Annotated in this window: 24 protein-coding genes and 1 pseudogene; 17 read left to right on the top strand and 8 right to left on the bottom strand. The window is 64.1% G+C overall.

What is annotated here, in order from left to right:
• Window positions 1-2: 2 nt before the first annotated feature.
• From IVA88_RS27235 to IVA88_RS27275, 9 genes are all read left to right on the top strand, one after another.
• Entirely contained in the window at window positions 3-1322 is a 1320-nt protein-coding gene (locus tag IVA88_RS27235; protein WP_247500218.1) for a TRAP transporter permease, read from the top strand.
• 11 nt (window positions 1323-1333) lie between these two features.
• Window positions 1334-1795, top strand: a complete 462-nt coding sequence (locus IVA88_RS27240; protein WP_247500219.1) for a DUF3237 domain-containing protein — start codon at window positions 1334-1336, stop codon at window positions 1793-1795.
• Window positions 1796-1832: 37 nt separating this feature from the next.
• Entirely contained in the window at window positions 1833-2021 is a 189-nt protein-coding gene (locus tag IVA88_RS27245) for a type II toxin-antitoxin system HicA family toxin (RefSeq protein WP_247500220.1), read from the top strand.
• A gap of 5 nt (window positions 2022-2026) precedes the next feature.
• A complete protein-coding gene (locus IVA88_RS27250) occupies window positions 2027-2425 on the top strand; it encodes a type II toxin-antitoxin system HicB family antitoxin (protein WP_247500221.1) in 399 nt (132 codons plus the stop codon).
• Between the two features lie 153 nt (window positions 2426-2578).
• Window positions 2579-3388 (top strand): crotonase/enoyl-CoA hydratase family protein, encoded by an 810-nt coding sequence (locus tag IVA88_RS27255; protein WP_247500222.1) that lies wholly within the window; start codon window positions 2579-2581, stop codon window positions 3386-3388.
• Window positions 3385-5268, top strand: coding sequence for a feruloyl-CoA synthase (locus IVA88_RS27260; protein WP_247500223.1), 1884 nt, complete (start codon window positions 3385-3387; stop codon window positions 5266-5268). The genes IVA88_RS27255 and IVA88_RS27260 overlap by 4 nt, the downstream gene beginning before the upstream one ends.
• 25 nt (window positions 5269-5293) lie before the next feature.
• Window positions 5294-6055, top strand: coding sequence for an SDR family NAD(P)-dependent oxidoreductase (locus IVA88_RS27265; RefSeq protein WP_247500224.1), 762 nt, complete (start codon window positions 5294-5296; stop codon window positions 6053-6055).
• Between the two features lie 10 nt (window positions 6056-6065).
• Window positions 6066-6485: a thioesterase family protein gene (locus tag IVA88_RS27270; protein ID WP_247500225.1), complete on the top strand. Its 420-nt coding sequence runs from the start codon at window positions 6066-6068 to the stop codon at window positions 6483-6485.
• 90 nt (window positions 6486-6575) lie between these two features.
• Window positions 6576-7727, top strand: a complete 1152-nt coding sequence (locus tag IVA88_RS27275; protein ID WP_247500226.1) for an ABC transporter substrate-binding protein — start codon at window positions 6576-6578, stop codon at window positions 7725-7727.
• 151 nt (window positions 7728-7878) lie between these two features.
• Here the strand turns inward: IVA88_RS27275 and IVA88_RS27280 are convergent, their stop codons facing one another.
• Both IVA88_RS27280 and IVA88_RS27285 read right to left on the bottom strand, forming a co-directional pair.
• A complete protein-coding gene (locus tag IVA88_RS27280; RefSeq protein ID WP_247500227.1) occupies window positions 7879-8607 on the bottom strand; it encodes a glutathione S-transferase family protein in 729 nt (242 codons plus the stop codon).
• Window positions 8608-8645: 38 nt separating this feature from the next.
• Window positions 8646-8951, bottom strand: a complete 306-nt coding sequence (locus tag IVA88_RS27285) for a hypothetical protein (RefSeq protein WP_247500228.1) — start codon at window positions 8949-8951, stop codon at window positions 8646-8648.
• Window positions 8952-9064: 113 nt separating this feature from the next.
• On the opposite strand from IVA88_RS27285, the gene IVA88_RS27290 reads away from it, so the two are divergent.
• Both IVA88_RS27290 and IVA88_RS27295 read left to right on the top strand, forming a co-directional pair.
• Entirely contained in the window at window positions 9065-9763 is a 699-nt protein-coding gene (locus IVA88_RS27290; RefSeq protein ID WP_247500229.1) for a YafY family protein, read from the top strand.
• Window positions 9764-9765: 2 nt separating this feature from the next.
• Window positions 9766-10089: a YkgJ family cysteine cluster protein gene (locus IVA88_RS27295; RefSeq protein ID WP_247500230.1), complete on the top strand. Its 324-nt coding sequence runs from the start codon at window positions 9766-9768 to the stop codon at window positions 10087-10089.
• A gap of 54 nt (window positions 10090-10143) precedes the next feature.
• On the opposite strand, the gene IVA88_RS27300 is transcribed toward IVA88_RS27295, so the two are convergent.
• Window positions 10144-10542 carry a hypothetical protein gene (locus IVA88_RS27300; protein WP_247500231.1) on the bottom strand — a complete coding sequence of 133 codons (399 nt, stop codon included), beginning with the start codon at window positions 10540-10542 and terminating at the stop codon, window positions 10144-10146.
• A gap of 262 nt (window positions 10543-10804) precedes the next feature.
• Window positions 10805-11152 carry a DUF3307 domain-containing protein gene (locus IVA88_RS27305; protein WP_247500426.1) on the bottom strand — a complete coding sequence of 116 codons (348 nt, stop codon included), beginning with the start codon at window positions 11150-11152 and terminating at the stop codon, window positions 10805-10807.
• Between the two features lie 390 nt (window positions 11153-11542).
• Here IVA88_RS27305 and IVA88_RS27310 point away from each other — a divergent pair, with 390 nt between their 5' ends.
• The 4 genes from IVA88_RS27310 to IVA88_RS27325 all read left to right on the top strand — a co-directional run bounded on the left by IVA88_RS27310 (window position 11543) and on the right by IVA88_RS27325 (window position 15342).
• Window positions 11543-12985, top strand: a complete 1443-nt coding sequence (locus IVA88_RS27310; RefSeq protein ID WP_247500232.1) for a TAXI family TRAP transporter solute-binding subunit — start codon at window positions 11543-11545, stop codon at window positions 12983-12985.
• A 117-nt stretch (window positions 12986-13102) separates the two neighbouring features.
• Complete coding sequence (locus IVA88_RS27315; protein WP_007605264.1) at window positions 13103-13321, top strand: hypothetical protein; 219 nt, start codon at window positions 13103-13105, stop codon at window positions 13319-13321.
• A 113-nt stretch (window positions 13322-13434) separates the two neighbouring features.
• Window positions 13435-14544, top strand: a complete 1110-nt coding sequence (locus IVA88_RS27320) for a cyclic nucleotide-gated ion channel (protein WP_247500233.1) — start codon at window positions 13435-13437, stop codon at window positions 14542-14544.
• A 12-nt stretch (window positions 14545-14556) separates the two neighbouring features.
• A complete protein-coding gene (locus IVA88_RS27325; protein ID WP_247500234.1) occupies window positions 14557-15342 on the top strand; it encodes an enoyl-CoA hydratase/isomerase family protein in 786 nt (261 codons plus the stop codon).
• Here IVA88_RS27325 and IVA88_RS27330 read toward each other — a convergent pair whose 3' ends face one another.
• Both IVA88_RS27330 and IVA88_RS27335 read right to left on the bottom strand, forming a co-directional pair.
• Window positions 15343-15765 (bottom strand): DUF6157 family protein, encoded by a 423-nt coding sequence (locus tag IVA88_RS27330; RefSeq protein WP_247500235.1) that lies wholly within the window; start codon window positions 15763-15765, stop codon window positions 15343-15345. It abuts the gene before it with no gap.
• A 29-nt stretch (window positions 15766-15794) separates the two neighbouring features.
• Complete coding sequence (locus tag IVA88_RS27335) at window positions 15795-16442, bottom strand: glutathione S-transferase family protein (protein WP_247500236.1); 648 nt, start codon at window positions 16440-16442, stop codon at window positions 15795-15797.
• A gap of 84 nt (window positions 16443-16526) precedes the next feature.
• On the opposite strand from IVA88_RS27335, the pseudogene IVA88_RS27340 reads away from it, so the two are divergent.
• Both IVA88_RS27340 and IVA88_RS27345 read left to right on the top strand, forming a co-directional pair.
• Window positions 16527-17512: pseudogene (locus tag IVA88_RS27340) on the top strand (YafY family protein).
• Between the two features lie 138 nt (window positions 17513-17650).
• Window positions 17651-17884, top strand: a complete 234-nt coding sequence (locus IVA88_RS27345) for a hypothetical protein (RefSeq protein WP_247500237.1) — start codon at window positions 17651-17653, stop codon at window positions 17882-17884.
• 69 nt (window positions 17885-17953) lie between these two features.
• Here the strand turns inward: IVA88_RS27345 and IVA88_RS27350 are convergent, their stop codons facing one another.
• Together IVA88_RS27350 and IVA88_RS27355 are read right to left on the bottom strand one after the other, a co-directional pair.
• Complete coding sequence (locus IVA88_RS27350) at window positions 17954-18901, bottom strand: fatty acid desaturase (protein WP_247500238.1); 948 nt, start codon at window positions 18899-18901, stop codon at window positions 17954-17956.
• A gap of 15 nt (window positions 18902-18916) precedes the next feature.
• On the bottom strand, window positions 18917-19933 hold the full coding sequence (locus IVA88_RS27355; protein WP_247500239.1) for an alpha/beta fold hydrolase: 1017 nt from the start codon (window positions 19931-19933) through the stop codon (window positions 18917-18919).
• Window positions 19934-20000: the final 67 nt, after the last annotated feature.

The following is a 20000-nucleotide window of genomic DNA, read 5'->3' on the forward strand; positions in this document are numbered from 1 at the left end:
TCATGAGCACCGATGCCGTCGCCGTTATCGGCTTCGTTTCCCTGTTCGCCCTGATGCTGCTGCGCGTGCCCGTCGGCATGGCCATGGGCCTCGTCGGCGTCTCCGGCTTCTCCTACCTCGTCGGCGCCACGCCGGCGCTGAAGCTGGTCGGCCAGACGTCGATGCGCACGGTGACCGACTACACCTTCGGCGTCATCCCGATGTTCTTGCTGATGGGCTCCTTCGTCAGCAATTCCGGCATGAGCCGGGAGCTGTTCCGCGCCGCCAACGGCTTTGTCGGGCATCTGCGCGGCGGGCTCGGCATCGCCACCGTCGGCGCCTGCGGCGGCTTTGCCGCGATCTGCGGGTCTTCCGTCGCGACCGCCGCCACCTTCTCCGCGGTCGCTTACCCCGAGATGCGCCGTTTCGGCTATCCGCAATCCTTTGCCACCGGCGTGATCGCCGCCGGTGGCACGCTGGGCGCGATGCTGCCGCCCTCGACCGTGCTCGCCGTCTACGGCATCATCACCGAGCAGGACATCGGCAAGCTGTTCATCGCCGGCATCATCCCCGGCATCCTGGCGATGACGATGTACATGATCACGATCTTCCTGATCGGCTATTTCCGGCCGGACTTCTTGCCCAAGGGCAAGGTGACACCGTGGCGCGAGCGCTTCGCCGGCCTGAAGGAGATCTGGGCGCCGGTGCTGCTGTTCGTGTTCGTGATCGGCGGACTGTACGGCCTGCCCTATTTGCCGCGCTTCACGCCGACGGAAGCCGGCGGCGTCGGCGCGGCCGGCGCCTTCATCATTGGCGTGCTGACGGGCCGCCTCGACCGCGAGAAGATCCTGGCCTCGCTGCTGCAGGCGACGCGCACGGCGGCCGCGGTGTTCACCGTGCTGATCGGCGCCTTGATCTTCGGCTATTTCCTCACGGTGACGCAGACCCCGCAGAAGGTGACCGAGTTCCTCACCGGACTCGGTCTCGGTCCCTACGGCGTGCTGACGCTGATCATGGTGATGTATCTCGTGCTCGGCTGCCTGATGGACGCGATGGCGATGATCATCCTCACCGTGCCGATCATCTTCCCCGTGATCATGCATCTCGGCTTCGATCCGATCTGGTTCGGCGTCATCATCGTCATGACGGTCGAGCTCGGCCTGATCCACCCGCCGGTGGGCATGAACGTCTTTGTCATCAAAAGCGTGGTGAAGGACGTCTCCTTCTCCACGATCTTCAAGGGCGTAATCCCGTTCGTGGCGACGGACCTCGTGCGCCTGGTGATCCTGATCGCCTTCCCGCTGCTGGCGACATGGCTGCCGACGCGGATGATGGCGCATTGAGAGGCGACGCCATGACCACACCGGTGCTTGAGACAAAATACGTCTTCACCATCACCGCTGGGATCGGCGACGTCGTCACCGCCGGCGAGACCGGCATCGGCATTCGCCGCATCATCCCGATCCTCGGTGGCGAGGTGACGGGCACGATCACCGGCAAGGTGCTGCCGTTTGGCGCCGATTTCCAGACCATCCGCCCGAACGAGCTAATTGATCTCGAAGCGAAGTACGCCTTCGAAACCGACGACGGTGCCATCGTCTATGTCGAGAACAAGGGCATGCGCTTCGGCCCGGTCGAGCTGTTGCAGAAGCTCAAGCGCGGCGAGCCGGTGGACCCGAAACTGATCTATTTCCGCACCGTGCCGAAATTCGAGACCGGACATGAAAAGTACCGCTGGCTGATGCAGCACATCTTCGTCGGCTCAGCCGCGCGCCATGCGGATCGCGTCGTGATCGACGTGCATCAAGTGATGTGACATTGACAGCTCCATCGAATGTGTATAAATACACACCATGAATAGCCGGGACATTATCTCGGCCCTTCAGCGGGATGGCTGGGTCCAAGTGACTCAGAAGGGCAGCCACGTTCAGTTCAAACACCCCGCGAAACAGGGCCGCGTCACGGTCCCTCATCTGAAACGGGACGTCCCTCTCGGAACGCTGAAGAGTATTGAAAAGCAATCCGGCCTGAAACTGAGGTAAGCCCCATGCGCCATTACATTGGTCTTATCCATAAGGACGCCGACAGCGATTTCGGCGTGTCGTTTCCCGATTTGCCGGGCCTCATCACCGCAGGGACCACGCTCGACGAAGCGCGTGACATGGCTGAGGAAGCGCTGGCGTTTCATCTCGAAGGCTTGGCCGTAGACGGAGAAGCGATCCCAGAGCCTTCCTCGCTCGAAGAGATCATGTCGACGCCCGAGAACCGCTCCGGCGTCGCCATTCTGGTGTCGGTGAAGGACGACCAGCCAAAGGTCGTGCGCGTCAATGTCACCCTGCCCGGAGATGTCCTGGAGCAAATCGACAAATACGCCGCGGCCAACGGCTACACGCGATCAGGCCTGCTCGCTCAGGCCGCGAAGAAGCTCATTACCGACGCAGCCTGAGGCGCTTCGCTTCCGGAACATTGCGCCCGATGCGGCGACCGACGGCCTGCTCTCTTCCCGGGGTTCGAGGAGGGTCCCTGCCACGCACCCGCGACCGCTTCTTGACTCCCCCGAAATTCGTTATACAACATAACTATTCTGACAAGGACGCAAATGACACAGGGAAACGCCGAGACCGCTGACGCGGGCGCCTCCGGGCTTTTGAGGATCGAGCGGGCGGACCGGGTTTTGACCGTCGGTCTGAACCGGCCGGCCAAGCGTAATGCGCTCAACGACGGCATCATCCTGGAAATCGGCGAGTGCTTTGCCTCCTTGCCCGAGGATATCGGCGCGGTCGTCATCCACGGCATCGGCGACCATTTCTCAAGCGGTCTCGACCTGTCCGAGCTGACCGACCATGACGCCACCGGCGGACTTCTGCATTCTCAAATGTGGCACCGGGTGTTCGACCGCATCCAGTACAGCCGGGTGCCCGTGATCGCGGCGCTGAGGGGCGCCGTGATCGGCGGCGGGCTGGAGCTCGCCTGCGCGGCGCATATCCGCGTCGCCGAGCCCTCGACCTATTTCGCGCTGCCGGAGGGGCAGCGCGGCATCTTCGTCGGCGGCGGCGGTTCGGTGCGCCTGCCGCGGCTGATCGGCGTCGCCAGGATGATGGACATGATGCTGACCGGCCGGGTCTATTCCGCGACCGAAGGCGCCTCCTACGGCTTTGCGCAATATGTCACGGAGGCCGGCAACGGCCTCGGCAAGGCAATGGAGCTTGCGACCAAGGTTGCCTCCAACGCGCCACTGACGAACTTCGCCGTGCTCCAGGCGCTACCGATGATCGCCGAAGCCAATCCGCAGACCGGTCTCCTGATGGAATCGCTGATGGCGACGGTGGCGCAGAGCGACAAAGAGGCAAAACGCAGGATCCGCGAGTTCCTCGAGCACAAGACCGCAAAGGTGAAACCGAAATCATGAGCGCGCAGCCGTCCTCTTCCAGCATGGAGCGCGGCGCGAGCACTTCCCCGCTGCGGCCCATTTCGTTCGGCGATCCCGTCGTCAATATCGAGCGGCGCGACGACGGCACGATTTACCTGCGGCCCAAACAGCCACTCTGCGACTACCCGGTCCGCATCACCGACCGCCTGCATCATTGGGCGAAGACGACGCCGGACCGCGTCTTCATGGCCGAGCGCGAAGGCAACCGCGGCTGGCGCAAGATCAGCTACGCCGAGCTGCTCGCAGCCAGCCGGCACATCGCCTCAGGCCTGATTGCGCGCGGGCTGTCGGCGGAGCGGCCGGTCGTCATCCTCTCCGGCAATTCGATCGACCACGCATTGCTGGCGTTCGGCGCGTTCTATGCCGGCATTCCGTTCTGCCCGGTGTCGCCGGCCTACTCGCTGGTGTCGAAGGATTACGGCAAGCTGTCCTACCTCATGAAGCTGCTGACACCCGGCCTCGTCTTCGCCGAGGACGCCGACAAGTTCGCCGACGCGCTCGCGGCCAACGTCTCGCTTGGCACCGAGATCGCTGCGTCCTACGGCCGCGTGCCGGGCCGAGACGTCACCTTGCTCGCCGACCTCATGGCGACGCCGATCCGCGGCGATCTGGACGAGGTCCACGGCAGGATCGGCCCCGACACCATCGCGAAATTCCTGCTGACCTCGGGCTCGACCGGCAATCCCAAGGCCGTCATCAACACCCAGCGCATGATCTGCGCCAACCAGGTGATGCTGCGCGAGACGCTCGCCTTCCTCAAGGACGAGCCACCCGTCATCATCGACTGGTTGCCCTGGAATCACACCTTTGGCGGCAACCACAATATCGGGCTGACACTCTACAATGGCGGCTCGATGTATCTCGATGCCGGCAAGCCGGTGCCCGGAGGCATCGAGGAAACCGTGCGCAATCTCCAGGAGATTTCGCCGACGGTTTATTTCAACGTGCCCAAGGGTTACGAGTCGCTGCTGCCATATTTGCGCGACGACCAGGGCCTGCGCGCAAAATTCTTCGACCGGCTGCATGCGATGTTCTTCTCGGGCGCGGCGCTGTCGCCGTTCGTCTGGAACAGCCTCGACGAGCTCGCGGCGAAGGAAAAAGGCTACCGCGTGCCGATGCTGACCGGCTTAGGTGCAACCGAGACCGCGCCGTTCTTCATGTCGGTCAACCCGCGCACCAGCCGCTCCGGCCATGTCGGGCTGCCGGTCTCGGGCAATGACGCCAAGCTGGTGCCGAACAACGGCAAGCTGGAAGTGCGTTGCAAGGGTCCGAACGTGATGCCCGGCTACTGGCGCCAGCCCGACATCACCGCAAAATCGTTCGACGAAGAAGGCTTCTACAAGCTCGGCGATGCGCTCAAGCCCGTCGATCCCGATGATCTCAACGCCGGCTTCGATTTCGACGGCCGCATCGGTGAGGATTTCAAGCTCGGCAGCGGCACCTGGGTCAGCGTCGGCCCTTTGCGCGCACGCTTCGTTGCGGCCTGCGCGCCACTGGTGCGCGACGTCGTCATCGCCGGCATCAACCGCGACGAGGTCTCCGCGCTCGTCGTGCTCGATCTCGACGGCTGCCGGCTGATCAACCCGACGCTGCCGGCGGACGATCTCGTCGTCGCGACCCGCGACCGGCTGGTGCGCGAGGCTTTCCGCGAACGGCTGACCCGTTTTCTCGGCGAAGCCACCGGCTCCTCGACGCGGATCACGCGCGCGATCCTCATGGACACACCACTGTCCATCGACAAGGGCGAAGTCACCGACAAGGGCTCGATCAACCAGCGCGCGGTGCTCGAGCATCGCAGCCTGCTGATCGAGGAGCTCTACGCTGCCAATCCATCCGACCGTGTGATATCGGTCGGCTAAGAAATCATCGCTAAGGGAGAACGCCATGTTGTTGAAGGATCAGGCAGTCATCGTCACGGGCGGCGCATCGGGACTGGGCGCGGCGACTGCGCGAAAACTGGCGGCGCAGGGCGCCAAGGTCGCGGTGTGCGATCTCAATGCCAAGCTCGCTGAAACCGTTGCGGCCGAGATCAAGGGGGTGGCCGTGACTTGCGACGTCTCCGATGCCGCCTCCGCCGAAGCTGCGATCGCGCAGGCGAGCAAGGCGCATGGTCCGGCCCGCGTGCTGGTCAATTGCGCCGGCATCGGCGTTGCCAAGCGCGTCGTAGGCCGCGACGGCCCGATGGCGCTCGCCGATTTCGACAAGGTCATCAAGGTCAACCTGATCGGAACCTTCAACATGCTGCGCCTCGCCGCGACCGAGATGTCAAAACTCGAGCCGCAGGCGACCGGCGAGCGCGGCGTCATCATCAATACGGCTTCCGTTGCCGCCTATGACGGCCAAATCGGGCAATCGGCCTATTCGGCCTCGAAGGGCGGCATCGTCGGCATGACGCTGCCGATCGCGCGTGAGCTGGCGCAGTTCGGCGTCCGCGTGCTGACCATCGCGCCCGGTCTGTTCCTCACGCCGCTGCTCGCCAACCTGCCGCAGGAAGCCCAGGACTCGCTCGCGGCCGCCATCCCGTTCCCGCGCCGGCTCGGCCACGCCGACGAGTTCGCGGCACTGGCGCTGCACATGGTCGAGAATTCGTACCTGAACGGCGAAGTGGTGCGCCTCGACGGCTCGCTGCGCATGGCGCCGAAATAGGACGCGACATATGTTCGTGAACCGGCGCGACGTCCAGATCCAGTGGGGCGACTGCGACCCCGCCAATATCGTCTATTACCCGCGCTATTTCGCGATGTTCGACGATTCGACGTCGACCCTGTTCGAGGTCGCCGGCTTCTCCAAGCAGGATTTGGTCAAAAAATACGGCCTGGTGGGCATTCCCATGGTCGACACGCGCGCCAAGTTCTACATCCCCTCGACTTATGGCGACTGGATCACCGTCGAAACGAAGATCGAGAGCATCAAGCGGTCGAGCTTCGAGGTGAAGCACAGCGTCTACAAGGGCGAGGCGCTGGCGATCGAGGGATTTGAGACCCGTGTCCTGGTCGGCCGCGACCCCGTTAACCCCGACAAACTGAAATCGGCACCGTTCCCTGCGGAAATGGTAGCCAAATTCACGGGGAGTTAGGTCGGGAGCTAAATCGCCACATCACCCAAAGAGGGGGCTGAATTACCCCCCGATTTCTGCTTTCAAAGAAACACATAAAGGGAGGAATAGATGAAACGCTTTTACCTGACCGCTGCCGTGACCGCGGCCGCGCTTGCGCTGCCGGCCCTGCCCGCGCTGGCCCAGACCACCGAAGTCACGATCGGTATCACCACCACCACGACCGGCCCCGGCGCAGCGCTGGGCATTCCCGAGCGCAATGCGCTGGAGTTCGTGCCGAAGGAGATCGGCGGCGTGCCGCTGAAGGTGATCGTGCTCGACGACGGCGGCGATCCCACCACCGCGACCACCAACGCCCGCCGCTTCGTGACCGAATCCAAGGCCGACATCATCATGGGCTCGGCGCTGACGCCGCCGACCATCGCGGTGTCCAACGTCGCCAACGAAGCCGGCATTCCGCATTTCGGCCTCGCGCCCTTCCCGATCACGCCGGAGCGCATGAAGTGGTCCGTGGCGATGCCGCAGCCGATCCCGATCATGGGCAAGGTGCTCTACGAGCACATGAAGTCGAAGGGCGTGAAGACGGTCGGCTATATCGGCTATTCCGACTCCTATGGCGACCTCTGGTTCAACGACTTCAAGGCCCAGGGCGTGCCGATGGGCATGACCATCGCCGATGAGGAGCGGTTTGCCCGTCCTGATACGTCAGTGACCGGTCAGGTGCTGAAGCTCGTCGCCGCCAATCCCGACGCCATCCTGGTCGGCGCCTCCGGCACCGCGGCCGCGCTGCCGCAGACCGAGCTGCGCGAACGCGGCTATCAGGGCCTGATCTACCAGACCCATGGCGCCGCCAGCATGGACTTCATCCGCATCGCGGGTAAGGCCGCCGAGGGCGTGTTGATGGCCGCGGGTCCGGTGATGGATCCGGAAGACCAGCCGGACGAGGCAGCCACCAAGAAGCCGGGCCTCGCGCTCAACGCCGCCTATGAAGGCAAGTACGGCCCGAGCAGCCGAAGCCAGTTCGCCGGCCATTCCTATGACGCCTTCGAGATTCTCAAGCGCGTCATTCCGGCGGCACTCAAGACGGCGAAGCCCGGCACGCCGGAATTCCGCGAAGCGATCCGCCAGGCACTGCTGTCGGAGAAGGAATTGGCCGCAAGCCAGGGCGTCTACAATTTCACCGAAAAGGACCGCTACGGCCTCGACGACCGCTCGCGCATCCTGCTCACGGTGAAGAACGGCAAGTACGTGCTCGTGAAGTAGGCGCGGCGGCAGGATTAAGACGACGAGAGCCGGCCGGATAGGCCGGCTCTTTTGTTTTGAATTTGAGATCGAGTTGCGGCTCCGACTTTGCTGCGCTCCCTCTCCCGCAAGCGGGCGAGGTTGCAGCGAGCTTGCGGACGCGCCGCGCGCCTCAGGCCGCCTGCCGCAGCGGGGTCCAGGCGAACTCCGGATAGTAATTGTCCATCATTCGGTCGACATAGGCGGTGAGGTTCGGAAATCCTTCGGCGCGACGGCGCAGTCCGGATTCGAAGAACGGCGTCAGGATGCCGGCGAGTGCTCCGAAGGCGGTGGCATCGACGCCGCAGGGCTTGTTCCCCATCAGATAGGACTTGTCGCCGAGCTGCACCGAGAGCGCAAACAGCGATCGCACGGCGAGATCGACGTCGTCATCGGGCGCGTGGCGGCCGAGTCCGGAGAGCAGGTAGTTCTCGGCGACACGGAATTGCGCGTCCTCTCGCAGCTTCTCGCGATTGTGCTCCGGCGCGCCGTCGAAGAAATGCGCAGGGCCTTTGGCGAAGTTTACCGGGTCGACCCAGCGCGCCCCGACCAGCGCAAAATAAACGTGATGCTCGATCATGCGCTCGAATGCCCAGGCCTGCGCGCGCTCGACGAGTGAGAGGCCGGCATCGAAATCGAAGCCGTAGCGACGCTCGATATGGGCGCGGATGAAGGTAGAATCGGCCACCGCCTCGCCGCCATCGTCGATGAAAGGCAGCTGCCCCTTGGGAGAGGCAGGCGGCATCGCCCGCTCCTTCCGGTAGGGCAAGCCCGCCATCTTGAGCTGGACCTCCGTCTTGGTGACGAAGGGGCTGATTTCCGGCAGCCCGAAGCCGGCGCCAAAGCCGTAAAGCGTGATCATGAAGGCTCTCCTGAAACGACCGAAAGAGTTGAGGGAACTTAACCGCGGGCTGCTGCCACCATGGTGGCAGCAGCCGTGATATCTTCTGCGAAACGGGCCCCTCGCCAGGCGCGGGCCATGACATGACGGACCAGCGCGTCCGCGGCCTGGACCAACGAGCGAGCCACCACGGTCGCGAGCGCAAGGCGGAGGTCGACGACCATGAGATCAAGCGATACGAGACGGCTGAACGCCCACGCGTACCAAGCCCGGACTTGCAAAGACGAGACTTGCAAAGGCGGGACCTGCAAAGGCTGGATCCGCCAAGGCGCGGCCGCCGGGCCGAAATGGGTTGGAATGATCATGGACAAATCCTCTTCAGTCGACGTGTTGTCCCGGTATAGAACTCCCCTGCTGCCAACATCCTGTCAGCAGCCGCGCGCCGCCTTCTGAAAAAACCACCGACAAGAGACCAGTCATGAGACGCGCCGACCGGCTGTTTCAAATCATCCAGGTGCTGAGACGCACGCGTAAACCAATGACGGCGGACGCCATCGCGGCCGAGCTCGAGACCTCGAAGCGCACGATCTATCGCGACATCGCCACGCTGATCGGCCAGCGCGTGCCGATTCGCGGTGAAGCCGGCATGGGCTACATCCTGGAAAAGGGTTTTGACCTCCCGCCATTGATGCTGACACCCGACGAGATCGAGGCGGCGGTGCTGGGGGCACAATGGGTCGCCGGCCATGCCGATCCCGCGCTGGCGCGCGCAGCTGAAGATTTGATGGCCAAGATCGCCGACACTGTCCCTGAGCGCCTGCGCCCCTTCGTGCTGGAGCCGGCAAGCCGGGCCCGGCCGAGCTGGAACAGGGAGCCGGACCGCCTGGACATGGCACGCACGCGCACCCAGATTCACGAAGGCAAGAAGATCATGCTGCGCTATCGCGACGAGCAGGGCCGCGCCAGCGAGCGCATGATCTGGCCGATTTCGATCGGCTATCTCGAAGCCGTGCGCCTGCTCGCGGCCTGGTGCGAGCTACGCGGCGACTTCCGCAGCTTCCGCACCGACCGCGTGGTGGAGGCGAGCTATCCCGACGAGAGATATCCGGAGCGGCGCGATGTGCTGCGCGCAAAATGGCGGCAGAGCCTGGTCTGGGGCCCACCAAAGGACACGTGACGATGGACGAGAACTCCCCCGTCGACCTGTCGAGCTGTTGCCAGAGTTGCGGCGCCTGCTGCGGCTATTCGGCGAACTGGCCGCGCTTCTCGATCGAGAGCGACGAGGAGCTTGCGGCAATCCCGGAGGCGCTCGTCAACGCGCGTCAATCCGGCATGCGCTGCGAGGGCGATCGCTGTTCGGCGTTGCAGGGAGAGATCGGAAAGCAGACGGCCTGCGGCATTTATGAAGTGCGGCCGGAGGTGTGCCGCACCTGCATGCCGGGCGATGCCGAATGCGCGATGGCGCGACGGAAATTCGGACTGCCGATTATCGCGAGCGCATGATCCGGAAAAGTGTGCAGCGGTTTTCGGTCAAGATCATGCGCCAGCAAATGAGGCTTAGGCGGGGACGGCTTCGCTGATCTCGTCGTCGATCTCGTCGTCCAGCGGTGCGAGCACCGAGAGCGGCTTGTTCGACAGCGTGATCGGCTTGCGGCCACCCGACAGCGACGGCGAGGATTTCGCCGCGCCCTCGCGCGACAGCGCGTAGAGCGTCGAGCCGACGCGGCCGCCGTTCTCGATCAGGTCGCGCTCGTTGCAGCTGCCTGCGATCGCGACCGCCAGCGAGTGCAGATGGCTGCGCCGATAGCAGAACAGCGCCAGCTTGGCGCGTGCGTCTGGGGAAACACTCTCAACCAGCCTCGGCAGGCCGCTCTCGCTGGCGCGATACATTTCGCCAAGGAGTTCGTCGCGGACCGGGCAGAAATCGCTTTCAAAGGCGTCGCGGCTTGAAAACATTGCAGTTCTCCCTCGTGGGGGAAGATGCAGTGCAATTCTCTAATGAAAGGTTAACCACGCTGCCCGGTAGTCACCCGGAGTTATTGCGCCCTGACGCGAATCAATTGCGCGCAAATGCCTCCACAGCGTCATGGCCGGGCTTGTCCCGGCCATCCACGCCCAGCCACGAAACCGAAGAACGTGGATGCCGGGACAAGCCCGGGCATGACGACCTGTTGTGAATGCGGATAAGCAATTGCCCCGCTCCCAAGGCTGCCGTCCGTCAGTTCGCCGCCATGAAGATGGAGAGGCCGAAGCCGGTCAGATGGTGCAGGGCCTGGTCGACGCCGATCAGGGTCCAGAACCAGGGATGCGCAAGGTCGACGCCGAAATTGGCCGAGACGAGACCCTTGGCGCGATCGATCGTGATGTGGATCACGAAGTCGATGAATGCCACAAACCAGAATTTCGGCGCCACGATCAGGATCAGCGGCAGCGCAACCGCAAGGTGAATCAGGCAGTGCACCAGAAGCGGCAAGGCCCAGCCGTGCTTCTGGTCCTTGCCCTGCGCCATCCAGGCGGTCTGCAGCACGAAATCGGCGACGATGTGCTTGAACGTGAGCAGCAACATCCAACCAATGAGGGCTTCGACCGGAACCGCCGATGACAGGGGTGGAAACGACAAGGCGCCCTCATTGACGTGACAAGAAGGATTGGAGCGTTCAGCGCAACCTCTTCCTGGACCGGTCAAATCGCCGGGACTTGCGATTTATGACACCTCCCGCGGCGGAATGCAGCCGGGGGGAACCGGAAAATCGCCAACTGTGGCTAACTGGTGATAGGATGACCAATCGCCGCGGCCGAGTTGAGTAAGGTTACCTTCGGCTCGAAATTTGCATTCCGTGACCTGCGCGCTATCATTGTCGGTAGAGATATCGTTCTTTTTTCAGACGTTTATTACAGGGCGACCGCAGCATCGGCGAGCCGTCCGCCACCGGAAGCATAAGGCCAGAGTGCTGCCATGAGTACTGAGGGCCCGACCTCATCGCCGATCGAGCCACCGCCCCGGCGACCCAAGGTGATCAAGACCAATCAGCAGCAGGTCTTTCTCTACGTCGTGCTGACCTTGCTGTTGTCGCTTGCTACCGTCTGGGGCGGCCGCATGCTGGTGCACAATTCGGAGACGCTGATCTTTGCGGTCGGCGGCCCCAACAGTGACGAGGCGCTGTTCGCAGCCAAGCTCGCCATCGTCCTAAAGAACAACGCTTCGCGCTTCCGGATCAAGATCGTCAACAACGCCGACAACGCCAAGGCGATCGCCCAGTTCGATCGCAAGCAGGCCGACCTCGCGGTGCTGCGCACCGACGCCAAGGTGCCACTGCGGGCACGTACACTCGCGATCCTCGAGCACGATCTCGTGCTGCTGCTCGGGCCCGGGAACAAGAAGATCAAGTCACTCGCCGAGCTGAAGAAGAAGAAGGTCGCCGTCCTCGCCGACAACGAATCCTCGCTCGCCTTCGTCCGCGGCATCCTCGACATTCCCGACGGTGCGGACGCGAAGATCCAGATGGCGCCGCAGGGCGCCACGCTGGACAAGCTGTTCGCGCCGGCAAGCGGCTTTGGCGCGGTCGTCGCCATCGTCCACGCCTCGAAGGCGGTGCGGGACAAGGCGTATGAACAGGTCGCCAGGCGCGGCGGCTTCACGTTGAACGCGATCGACGAGGCGAAAGCGCTGGCGCGCAAGATTCCCGGCATTTCCAACGAGACGCTGACGGCGGGCACGCTGTCGGCATCGCCGGAAATTCCCGATGACGATCTCGATACGATCGGGCTCGAATGGTTGCTGGTCGCCCAATCCAGGATGTCGCCGACGGCGGCCGGGGAACTCGCGCGCGTCGTCTACGAGAACAAGTCCGCGCTCGGGCTCGACAGCGGCTTTGCCAGCAGGATCGAGCCGGCATCCGTCGAGAAGGACGCCTACGTGATGGCGCATCAAGGGGCGGCCGACTACATCAACGACGACACCAAGTCGTTCATGGATAAGTACAGCGACCTGATGTATCTGGGCGCCGCCGCGCTCAGCGTCATCGGTTCGATCTTCGCCGCGATCTACGCCAAGATCACGCGGATCGCGCCGGAGAAGGCCAGCGAGCTCTCCACCGCTATCCTCGACATCGGCGAGCGGATCGAACACGCTCATTCGCTGGACCAGCTCGAATGTCTCCAGGACGAGCTGGAAGGCATCTTGCGCGGCGCGGTCATCGGCTTGCGCGACGGCACGATCAGCACGGACGGGCTGGACACCTTCAAGCTCGGCTACGAATTCGTCCGCGACGAGATCGGCATGCGCCGCGATTACCTCAAGCGCCGTGCCGGCGAGGGCGAGAAGGCCGCTCAGGATGTGGCCCCTCCCCAGCACGACGAGAGCAATCTCGTGGTGGTGAAGACGGCTCAGAGTGCCTGACCTGTCGATTTGATGACCTGCGTCGCCTGCCGGCGTTTCCGCGAGCGACCGGGCCCGGGTCCGGGAACCGTCTCCCTCCACAACCGTTTGCTCCCGGATACAACCGGAGACCGCGGAATGCGTGCACTCCTCATCATCTTCCTGCTGGGAATGCTGGCGGCGGTCGGCTATTTCGCTTATTCCGCGATGGCGGTCGAGGGCGAGCCGATCCCGACGGAAGGTTATGTGGCGCTGGCGCTGGGGGCCGGGTTTTCCGTTCTTGTCGGCATAGGCTTGATGGTGCTGCTGTTCTTCAGCAGCCGTCGCGGCTACGACGAACCGCCGCATTTCAAGTAGCGGCGCGTCGTCCGGCGGCCGCCCCGTCGTTGACGGCCTCGGCTCGGGCAGGCACTTTGGCGCCGAGGTTCCAGCCGGGGCCGCAAAAGACAAAAACCGAGCCGCCTTCCCGCATGTCCAAGCCGCTGATCTCCGCTTTGGCCCAGTTCGCGGCCGCCACGGCCGGCCGCAACATGACAAGGGCGGCCTATGTGGCCGTCGCCGTCGGTGTGCTCGGCATGGTGCTGCTGACGGTCAACCGGGCCTATGAGACGGCGCCTCGCTGGGTCGATGCCCTGCTTTGGACCTGCCTGGTCTACTTCGTGTTCGAATGGGTGGTCCGGCTGCGCCATATGGCGCGGCAGGGGCGCCTTGCCCTCTACATGTCCTCCTCCGCCGGGCTGGTCGATGCGGTCGGAGCGCTGGCGGTGCCGGCCGCGCTGGTGCTCGGGGTCGAGCCCAGGACGGCGTGGCTGCTCAGCGTGCTCTGGGTGCTGAAGGTGGTGCCGGGCATTCCCGGCCTGCGGCAGCTCCGCCGCGTGCTGGTGCTGGAATCGGGACCGCTGGTCAGCGTGCTCGTGATCTTCCTGATGGTGGTCTTCCTGGCCTCGGTCGCCGAATATTTCCTGGAGCGGGACGTGCAGCCGCAGACCTTCGGCAGCGTTCCGGCCGCGCTGTGGTGGGCGGTGACCACCTTGACCACGACCGGCTATGGCGACGTCGTGCCGGTGACGCCGCTGGGCCGCATGGTGGCGGCGCTGGTGATGATCTCCGGCCTCGGTGTATTCGGCCTCTGGACCGGTATTTTGGCAACCGGCTTTGCCGCGGAGACCCGGCGCGACAATTTCCTCAAGACCTGGGAATCCGTCAGCAAGGTGCCGTTTTTCGCGGCGCTTGGACCGGCGGCCATCGCCGACGTCACACACATGCTGCGGACTATGGAACTGCCGGCGCGCACCATGATCATCCGCAAGGGGACGCAGGGCGACTGCATGTATTTCATCGCTGCCGGCGAGGTCGAGGTCGACCTGCCCGGCAAGAAGGTGCAGCTCGGCGATGGCGCCTTCTTCGGCGAGATGGCCTTGCTCGGCAACAATTTGCGCGGCGCCAATGTCTCGACCACCAAGGTGTCGCGGCTTCTCGTGCTCGACCTCGTCGATTTCCGCGTGCTGATGGCGCGGCATCCCGAGCTCGCCGCGACCATCGATGCGGAAGCAAAGCGGCGCACGCTCGAAAACAAATAAATGGAGACAAGAATGTCGGACATAGCCGACGCGGCCACTGGCCCCGTGCTTGAAATCATTGGTGCACGCGCCACCATCCGCCTCAACCGCCCCAAACATCTCAATCGGCTTCAGGCCGAGGATCTCGGCGAGCTGGTCAAACTGTTCGACCGGATCGAGGCCGATCCTGACATCCGCGTGCTGGTACTGACCGGCACGGGGCGCGCCTTTTCGGCCGGCTACGACCTCAATTCAGTCGCCGAGCGCGCGGTCAGCGCAAACGAGCAGCAGAGCGCGGGTTCGGCGTTCGAGGCCGTGGTCAACCGACTGGAGGATCTCGGCGTTCCCACGATCTGCCGGCTCAACGGCGGCGTCTATGGCGGCTCGACCGACCTCGCGCTCGCCTGCGATTTCCGCATCGGCGTCGACACCGCCGAGATGTTCATGCCGGCGGCCCGGCTCGGGCTGCACTATTACAGGAGCGGCATCAAACGCTACGTGACCCGGCTCGGCGTCGACAATGCAAAAAGACTGTTCCTCACCGCGCAGAAGATCAGCGCGCCGGAGATGTTGCGGATCGGCTATCTCACCGACATGGTGGCGGCGGAGTTTTTGGACGAGGAGGTCGACAAGCTCGCCAGCATCCTTGCCGGTAACGCGCCGCAGGCGATGCGCGGCATGAAGCGCGCCATCAACGAATTCGCCCGCGGAGAATTGGACGAGCAAGCCGCCGACCAGCGCCACCGCGACAGCATGCGCGGCGACGAGATCAAGGAAGGCATCAAGGCGTTCGCGGAAAAGCGACTGCCAAAATTCTGATCACGCCCGCTTCGACCGCATCGCCCGCACCTGCGTGAGCTTGGGATCGCGGACAAGCGCCTGGTAGCGATTGCTGTCGATGGCGTAGATCGCGATCCGGCCTTCGCTATCGGCATGAACACCCCAGCCGAAGCGCTTGCCCAGGCTCGACGCCCTCATGCACGCCTGCCCTCGGGAGAAGAAAGCTTCACGGGCCGCCTGCTTCTCCGCTTTCGTCGCCTTCACGGCGAGTTCGCGACCCGGCGCAGACGTCGCGAAGATCACGTCGTCGGACGTGTATTTGTAGGGTGCCTTGGCGATCATCAGATATTGCAGGCACGCTACCGTCGGCTTTCCCGCGCGCAGCGGCGGCTCCTCGCCGGTAGGCGCACGACAGTCTTCGGCAACGCGGATGAAGGTGTTGAAGCAGTTGGTCGTGTGCATCTGCGTCGTCATCCTCAGCCTTGGATCACTCATCCTCCAGCGGCCGCCGCAGCATGCTGCGCCGCCATCTCGGCATCGGCCGCGTTGATGCGCTGGAACGCGGGTCGCGAGGTCATGCGTTCGGCATAGCGGACGAACACATCCTTCTTCGGCACGATACCGAACATCATGGTCCAGCTGAACGCAACGCCCCAGAGAACATCCGCAGCCGTCATGCGCTCGCCGAGCAGATACGGCCCTTTCGACAGCTGCGCCTCGAGCGCGCCAAGCATGGTGTCGTAATCGGCATAGGGCGATTGCGTGATCGGCGCCGGTTCGCGTTGCATGAACTTGTCGATCAGGGCCGGCTCGAACGAGGCGCCGTAATAGGCGATCCAACGCAGATAGGGACCGCGCAGCGGGTCGTTCAGCGCGGGCGTGAGGCCCGCTTGGGGAAACAGGTCCGCAAGATAGATGGTGAGTGCGACCTGCTCGGTCACCAGCGCGTCGCGGTGGCGGATCGCCGGCACCTTGCCGAGCGGGTTGATGGCGAGATAGGCCGGCTGGCGCTGCTCGCCGGCCTTCATGTTGAGGACATGGAGATCGTAGGGCGTCCCCAACTCCTCCAGCAGCACCCGGGTGCCGGTGGCGCGGCTTTGTGGCGAGTAATACAGAGTGATGCGGTTCGGATCGGTCATGGCGGGTCTCCATCTGGCCGGCTGGCGATGGCGGTTGTAGCGGACCATACCTGACATCCTGTGTCGGGTATGGTTTAAGAGATCATGCGCGCGAGCCGGATGCTGTCGATCCTCACCACCCTCCAGGCCAAGGGGCAGGTCACCGCGCCTGAGCTCGCGGAGGCCTGCGAGGTCTCGGTGCGCACGATCTACCGCGACATCGACGCGCTCGCGGCATCCGGCGTCCCTGTCTATGCCGACCGCGGCGCGGAGGGCGGCTATCGCCTGCTCGACGGCTATCGCGTGCGGCTGAACGGCTTGTCGCAGAGCGAGGCGGGAGCGCTGTTCCTGACGGGGTTGCCGGGCCCGGCGGCGGCGCTCGGGTTGGATGTCGCGATGATCGCCGCACAGAACAAGCTGATGGCCGCGCTGCCCGCCAATTTGCGCGAAGACGCCGGACGGATGCAGGAGCGTTTTCACCTCGACGCGCCGGGCTGGTTCGGCGAGGCGGAAGAACCAAAGCATCTGCGCACCATCGCCGGCGCGACTCTGTGCGGGACAATGATCAAAATCCGCTACCGGAGCTGGCGCGCCGAGAAGCAGCGCCGCGTCTCGCCGCTCGGTCTCGTGCTGAAGGGTGGCAGCTGGTATCTCGCGGGATGGGTCGACGGCAGGGTGCGGACCTATCGCGTCGCGCGCGTGCTCGACTGCACGGCGCTCGACGATCGCTGCGAACGGCCCGCCGGTTTCGATCTCGCGACCTATTGGCGGACGCAACGCTGCGTCTCGAGGCCGAGATGCATCCCAATGTCGCGATCGTTCGGCTGTCGCCCTTCGGCGTCAAGCTGCTCGATGCACTGAGTCAGCCTTACGTCAGGGCGCGTACGCAGCTGGAAGAGACCGCCGATGCAGACGGCTGGCGCATCGCCAGAGTGCCAACCGGCAAGACCTCATGGCATGCCGCGGCCGAATTGTTGCGGCTCGGGCCCGAGGCCGAAGTGCTGGAGCCGGCCGATCTGCGCGAGAAGATGGCGGAGCTGATCCAGGTGATGGCCGCGCGCTATCGCGCGGCTGCGGCGCGGAAAACCTGACGGCGGCGTAACCCGCCGCGACCGACGAAACACTCCTGAAACACGATTCTCCCCTCCCTGCATGAACGCATTCGCGTTTCGGCTCGACCGAGATGCAGGGACACAACAACGGCCGTTGCGCCACACTGGAGAATGAAGATGTTTCGTAAGATTGCACTTGGTCTGATCGCTGCCGGCTCGCTCGGCGTTGCCGCTCTCGCGCCGACCGCCGCGTCGGCCCACGGCTTCCACCATCACTGGGGTCCCGGCTGGGGCTTTGGCGGCATCTACGTCAACAGCGGCGTCAACAATTGCTACCAGGAGCGCGTCGTCCAGACCCGCCGCGGCCTGCGCGTCCGCGTCGTGAACGTCTGCGCCTACGGGGTCTACTGACATCTCGCATTCACGACAAAGCCCCGATCGCACCGCGATCGGGGCTTTGCGCGTCGGACTTTCATTCGGCTAGCCGTCCTGCCGCTGCCGGCGAAACCAGGCCCAGGTCTCTCGCGTCGTCCTGATGTAGCCGCGGCCGCGATAGAGGATTTCGCCGTCGACGATCTCGTTCAGCTTCGGCAGCGCGTGAAAAGGGATCGAGGGATAGGCGTGGTGCTCGACATGGTAGGGCATGTTCCACGTGAGCCATTTGATGATCGCGCCGGTATAGGTGGTGCGGGTATTTTCGAAGGCGCTGCGGGTCCGCTCGCAGCCGGTGTGCTCGGCATAGAGATAAGGTCGCAGGAAGAACTGCCCGATGATCAGCGGGACGATCCAGATCCAGAGCAGCAACGCCGAGGAGAACCACAGCGACAGCCCAACTAGCGCGACGTAAGATCCGGCATAGACGCGCGCCTCGGTCACGATGACCGCACGCTTGTTTTCCGGGATCCAGGGCACGGTGACCTTGCCGGTGACGGCATGGCCGAGCATCAACCAGAGACGGCCAGCGACCTGAAGCACGCCGCTATAGGCGATCGCGAGCTGCGTGTCTGATTTTGGCTTCACGCCGACGATCAACTCCGGGTCCTTGTCCGGATCCTGGGTGTAGCGGTGATGATCCCAGTGAAACAGGCAGTAATATTCGTATGGCAACCCGATGATGAATCCCGAGAGATAACCGACCGCGAGATTGAGGCCGCGGCTCCTGAACGCGGTCTTGTGCGCGGTCTCGTGCACCGCCATGAACAGGAAGGCGACGAGATAGCCCTGCACCGCCACCAGCGGCAGCGCCCACAACACGACGTAGCTTGAGGTGATCTTCCAGATCATCGCACCCACCAGCACGATCACCCCGAAATGGCAGAGGCTGCGCACGGCGCCCTTGAGATTGGAACGCGCCGACAATTCACGCAACATCGCCGGTGTCAGCGGCTTCAAGCGATGGCCGGATTCTGAAACGCTTGCGTCAGTCATGATCAAATACCTGCCCTACTTGCCGAGAAGCTCTGCGATCTCGGCCTTGAGGAAGGCCTGATCGCTCGGATTGTTGACGGGGTTGCCGGCGCGATGGCCGTGCAGCGACGGGATCGGATGCAGCGCGGCAGACTTCGCGTTGACCAGCCGGCCGAGCTCATCCTCGTTGTCGCGGACGTCGAAATAGCGATCGGTCGCACCGGGCATCAGCAGCATGTGGGCCTTGATCGTACCGAGCGCGCGATCGAAATCGCCGCCGAATGCGGCGCAGCGGCTGACGTCGCCGTTCTGCCAGATGCCGATCTGGGCCAGGAGATCGTTGGCGTCGCGCTGGGCAAACGCCGCGTCCCAAGTGCGGACGAGATAGTCGTCCAGCGAGTTGAAGCCCGCTTCGCGCCAGATCTCGTCGCGATAGAAACCGTGCGACATCGCCCAACCCGCGTAGACGCGCCCCATGGCGCGATAACCTGCGGCGGGCTTCTCGACGAAGCGGCCGTCGCGGAAGGCGGGATCGGCGGTCAGCGCGGCCTTTACGCTTTCCAGGAAGACGTAGTTATAGGGCGCGCAGCGGGCACTGCCGCAGACGACCGCTGCCCGTTCGACCATATCGGAATGCAGCGCCGCCCAGTGGTAGGCCTGCATGCCGCCCATCGACCAGCCATAGACCAGGGCAAGCTTCGAAATGCCGAACCGCTCGGTGAGCAGCCGGTGCTGGACCGCGATGGCATCGTGATAGGTCAAGATCGGGAACGGCGCGGCGGTATTCGACGGCGAGGACGACAGGCCGTTACCGAACAGGTTCGGGATGACGACGAAGTAGCGTGTGGGGTCGAGCACGCCGTCGGGGCCGATCAGCCATTCGGTGTCGGTGTGCTGCGCGCTGAACGAGGTCGGATAGAGGATGACGTTGTCCTTGGCCGGGCTAAGCCGGCCGTAGGTCTTGTAGGCGAGCGCAAGCGAAGGGAAGACGGCCCCGGACCGGAGCGCGACGTCGCCGGCCTCGAAGATCTCGTAGTCGCGCCCTGCCGTCATGGACCGAACTCCCGCTCACGCGGCAAGCGCGCCGCGGAAACGGCGATGCATCGATCATGCCGGTCCC

It is taken from the genome of Bradyrhizobium sp. 149, assembly GCF_023073915.1.
Classification (GTDB): Bacteria; Pseudomonadota; Alphaproteobacteria; order Rhizobiales; family Xanthobacteraceae; genus Bradyrhizobium.

Bases quoted from the DNA above. Each gene is read 5' to 3' on its own strand.
- IVA88_RS27345 (WP_247500237.1), top strand. From the start codon at position 17,651: ATGTTTCGTAAGATTGCACTTGGTCTGATCGCTGCCGGCTCGCTCGGC.
- IVA88_RS27330 (WP_247500235.1), bottom strand. From the start codon at position 15,765: ATGCACACGACCAACTGCTTCAACACCTTCATCCGCGTTGCCGAAGAC.
- IVA88_RS27335 (WP_247500236.1), bottom strand. From the start codon at position 16,442: ATGACCGATCCGAACCGCATCACTCTGTATTACTCGCCACAAAGCCGC.
- IVA88_RS27350 (WP_247500238.1), bottom strand. From the start codon at position 18,901: ATGACTGACGCAAGCGTTTCAGAATCCGGCCATCGCTTGAAGCCGCTG.
- IVA88_RS27245 (WP_247500220.1), top strand. From the start codon at position 1,833: ATGAATAGCCGGGACATTATCTCGGCCCTTCAGCGGGATGGCTGGGTC.
- IVA88_RS27300 (WP_247500231.1), bottom strand. From the start codon at position 10,542: ATGTTTTCAAGCCGCGACGCCTTTGAAAGCGATTTCTGCCCGGTCCGC.
- IVA88_RS27275 (WP_247500226.1), top strand. From the start codon at position 6,576: ATGAAACGCTTTTACCTGACCGCTGCCGTGACCGCGGCCGCGCTTGCG.
- IVA88_RS27325 (WP_247500234.1), top strand. From the start codon at position 14,557: ATGTCGGACATAGCCGACGCGGCCACTGGCCCCGTGCTTGAAATCATT.
- IVA88_RS27295 (WP_247500230.1), top strand. From the start codon at position 9,766: ATGGACGAGAACTCCCCCGTCGACCTGTCGAGCTGTTGCCAGAGTTGC.
- IVA88_RS27250 (WP_247500221.1), top strand. From the start codon at position 2,027: ATGCGCCATTACATTGGTCTTATCCATAAGGACGCCGACAGCGATTTC.
- IVA88_RS27355 (WP_247500239.1), bottom strand. From the start codon at position 19,933: ATGACGGCAGGGCGCGACTACGAGATCTTCGAGGCCGGCGACGTCGCG.
- IVA88_RS27255 (WP_247500222.1), top strand. From the start codon at position 2,579: ATGACACAGGGAAACGCCGAGACCGCTGACGCGGGCGCCTCCGGGCTT.
- IVA88_RS27315 (WP_007605264.1), top strand. From the start codon at position 13,103: ATGCGTGCACTCCTCATCATCTTCCTGCTGGGAATGCTGGCGGCGGTC.
- IVA88_RS27280 (WP_247500227.1), bottom strand. From the start codon at position 8,607: ATGATCACGCTTTACGGCTTTGGCGCCGGCTTCGGGCTGCCGGAAATC.
- IVA88_RS27320 (WP_247500233.1), top strand. From the start codon at position 13,435: ATGTCCAAGCCGCTGATCTCCGCTTTGGCCCAGTTCGCGGCCGCCACG.
- IVA88_RS27305 (WP_247500426.1), bottom strand. From the start codon at position 11,152: ATGTTGCTGCTCACGTTCAAGCACATCGTCGCCGATTTCGTGCTGCAG.
- IVA88_RS27260 (WP_247500223.1), top strand. From the start codon at position 3,385: ATGAGCGCGCAGCCGTCCTCTTCCAGCATGGAGCGCGGCGCGAGCACT.
- IVA88_RS27285 (WP_247500228.1), bottom strand. From the start codon at position 8,951: ATGATCATTCCAACCCATTTCGGCCCGGCGGCCGCGCCTTGGCGGATC.
- IVA88_RS27265 (WP_247500224.1), top strand. From the start codon at position 5,294: ATGTTGTTGAAGGATCAGGCAGTCATCGTCACGGGCGGCGCATCGGGA.
- IVA88_RS27240 (WP_247500219.1), top strand. From the start codon at position 1,334: ATGACCACACCGGTGCTTGAGACAAAATACGTCTTCACCATCACCGCT.
- IVA88_RS27310 (WP_247500232.1), top strand. From the start codon at position 11,543: ATGAGTACTGAGGGCCCGACCTCATCGCCGATCGAGCCACCGCCCCGG.
- IVA88_RS27290 (WP_247500229.1), top strand. From the start codon at position 9,065: ATGAGACGCGCCGACCGGCTGTTTCAAATCATCCAGGTGCTGAGACGC.
- IVA88_RS27235 (WP_247500218.1), top strand. From the start codon at position 3: ATGAGCACCGATGCCGTCGCCGTTATCGGCTTCGTTTCCCTGTTCGCC.
- IVA88_RS27270 (WP_247500225.1), top strand. From the start codon at position 6,066: ATGTTCGTGAACCGGCGCGACGTCCAGATCCAGTGGGGCGACTGCGAC.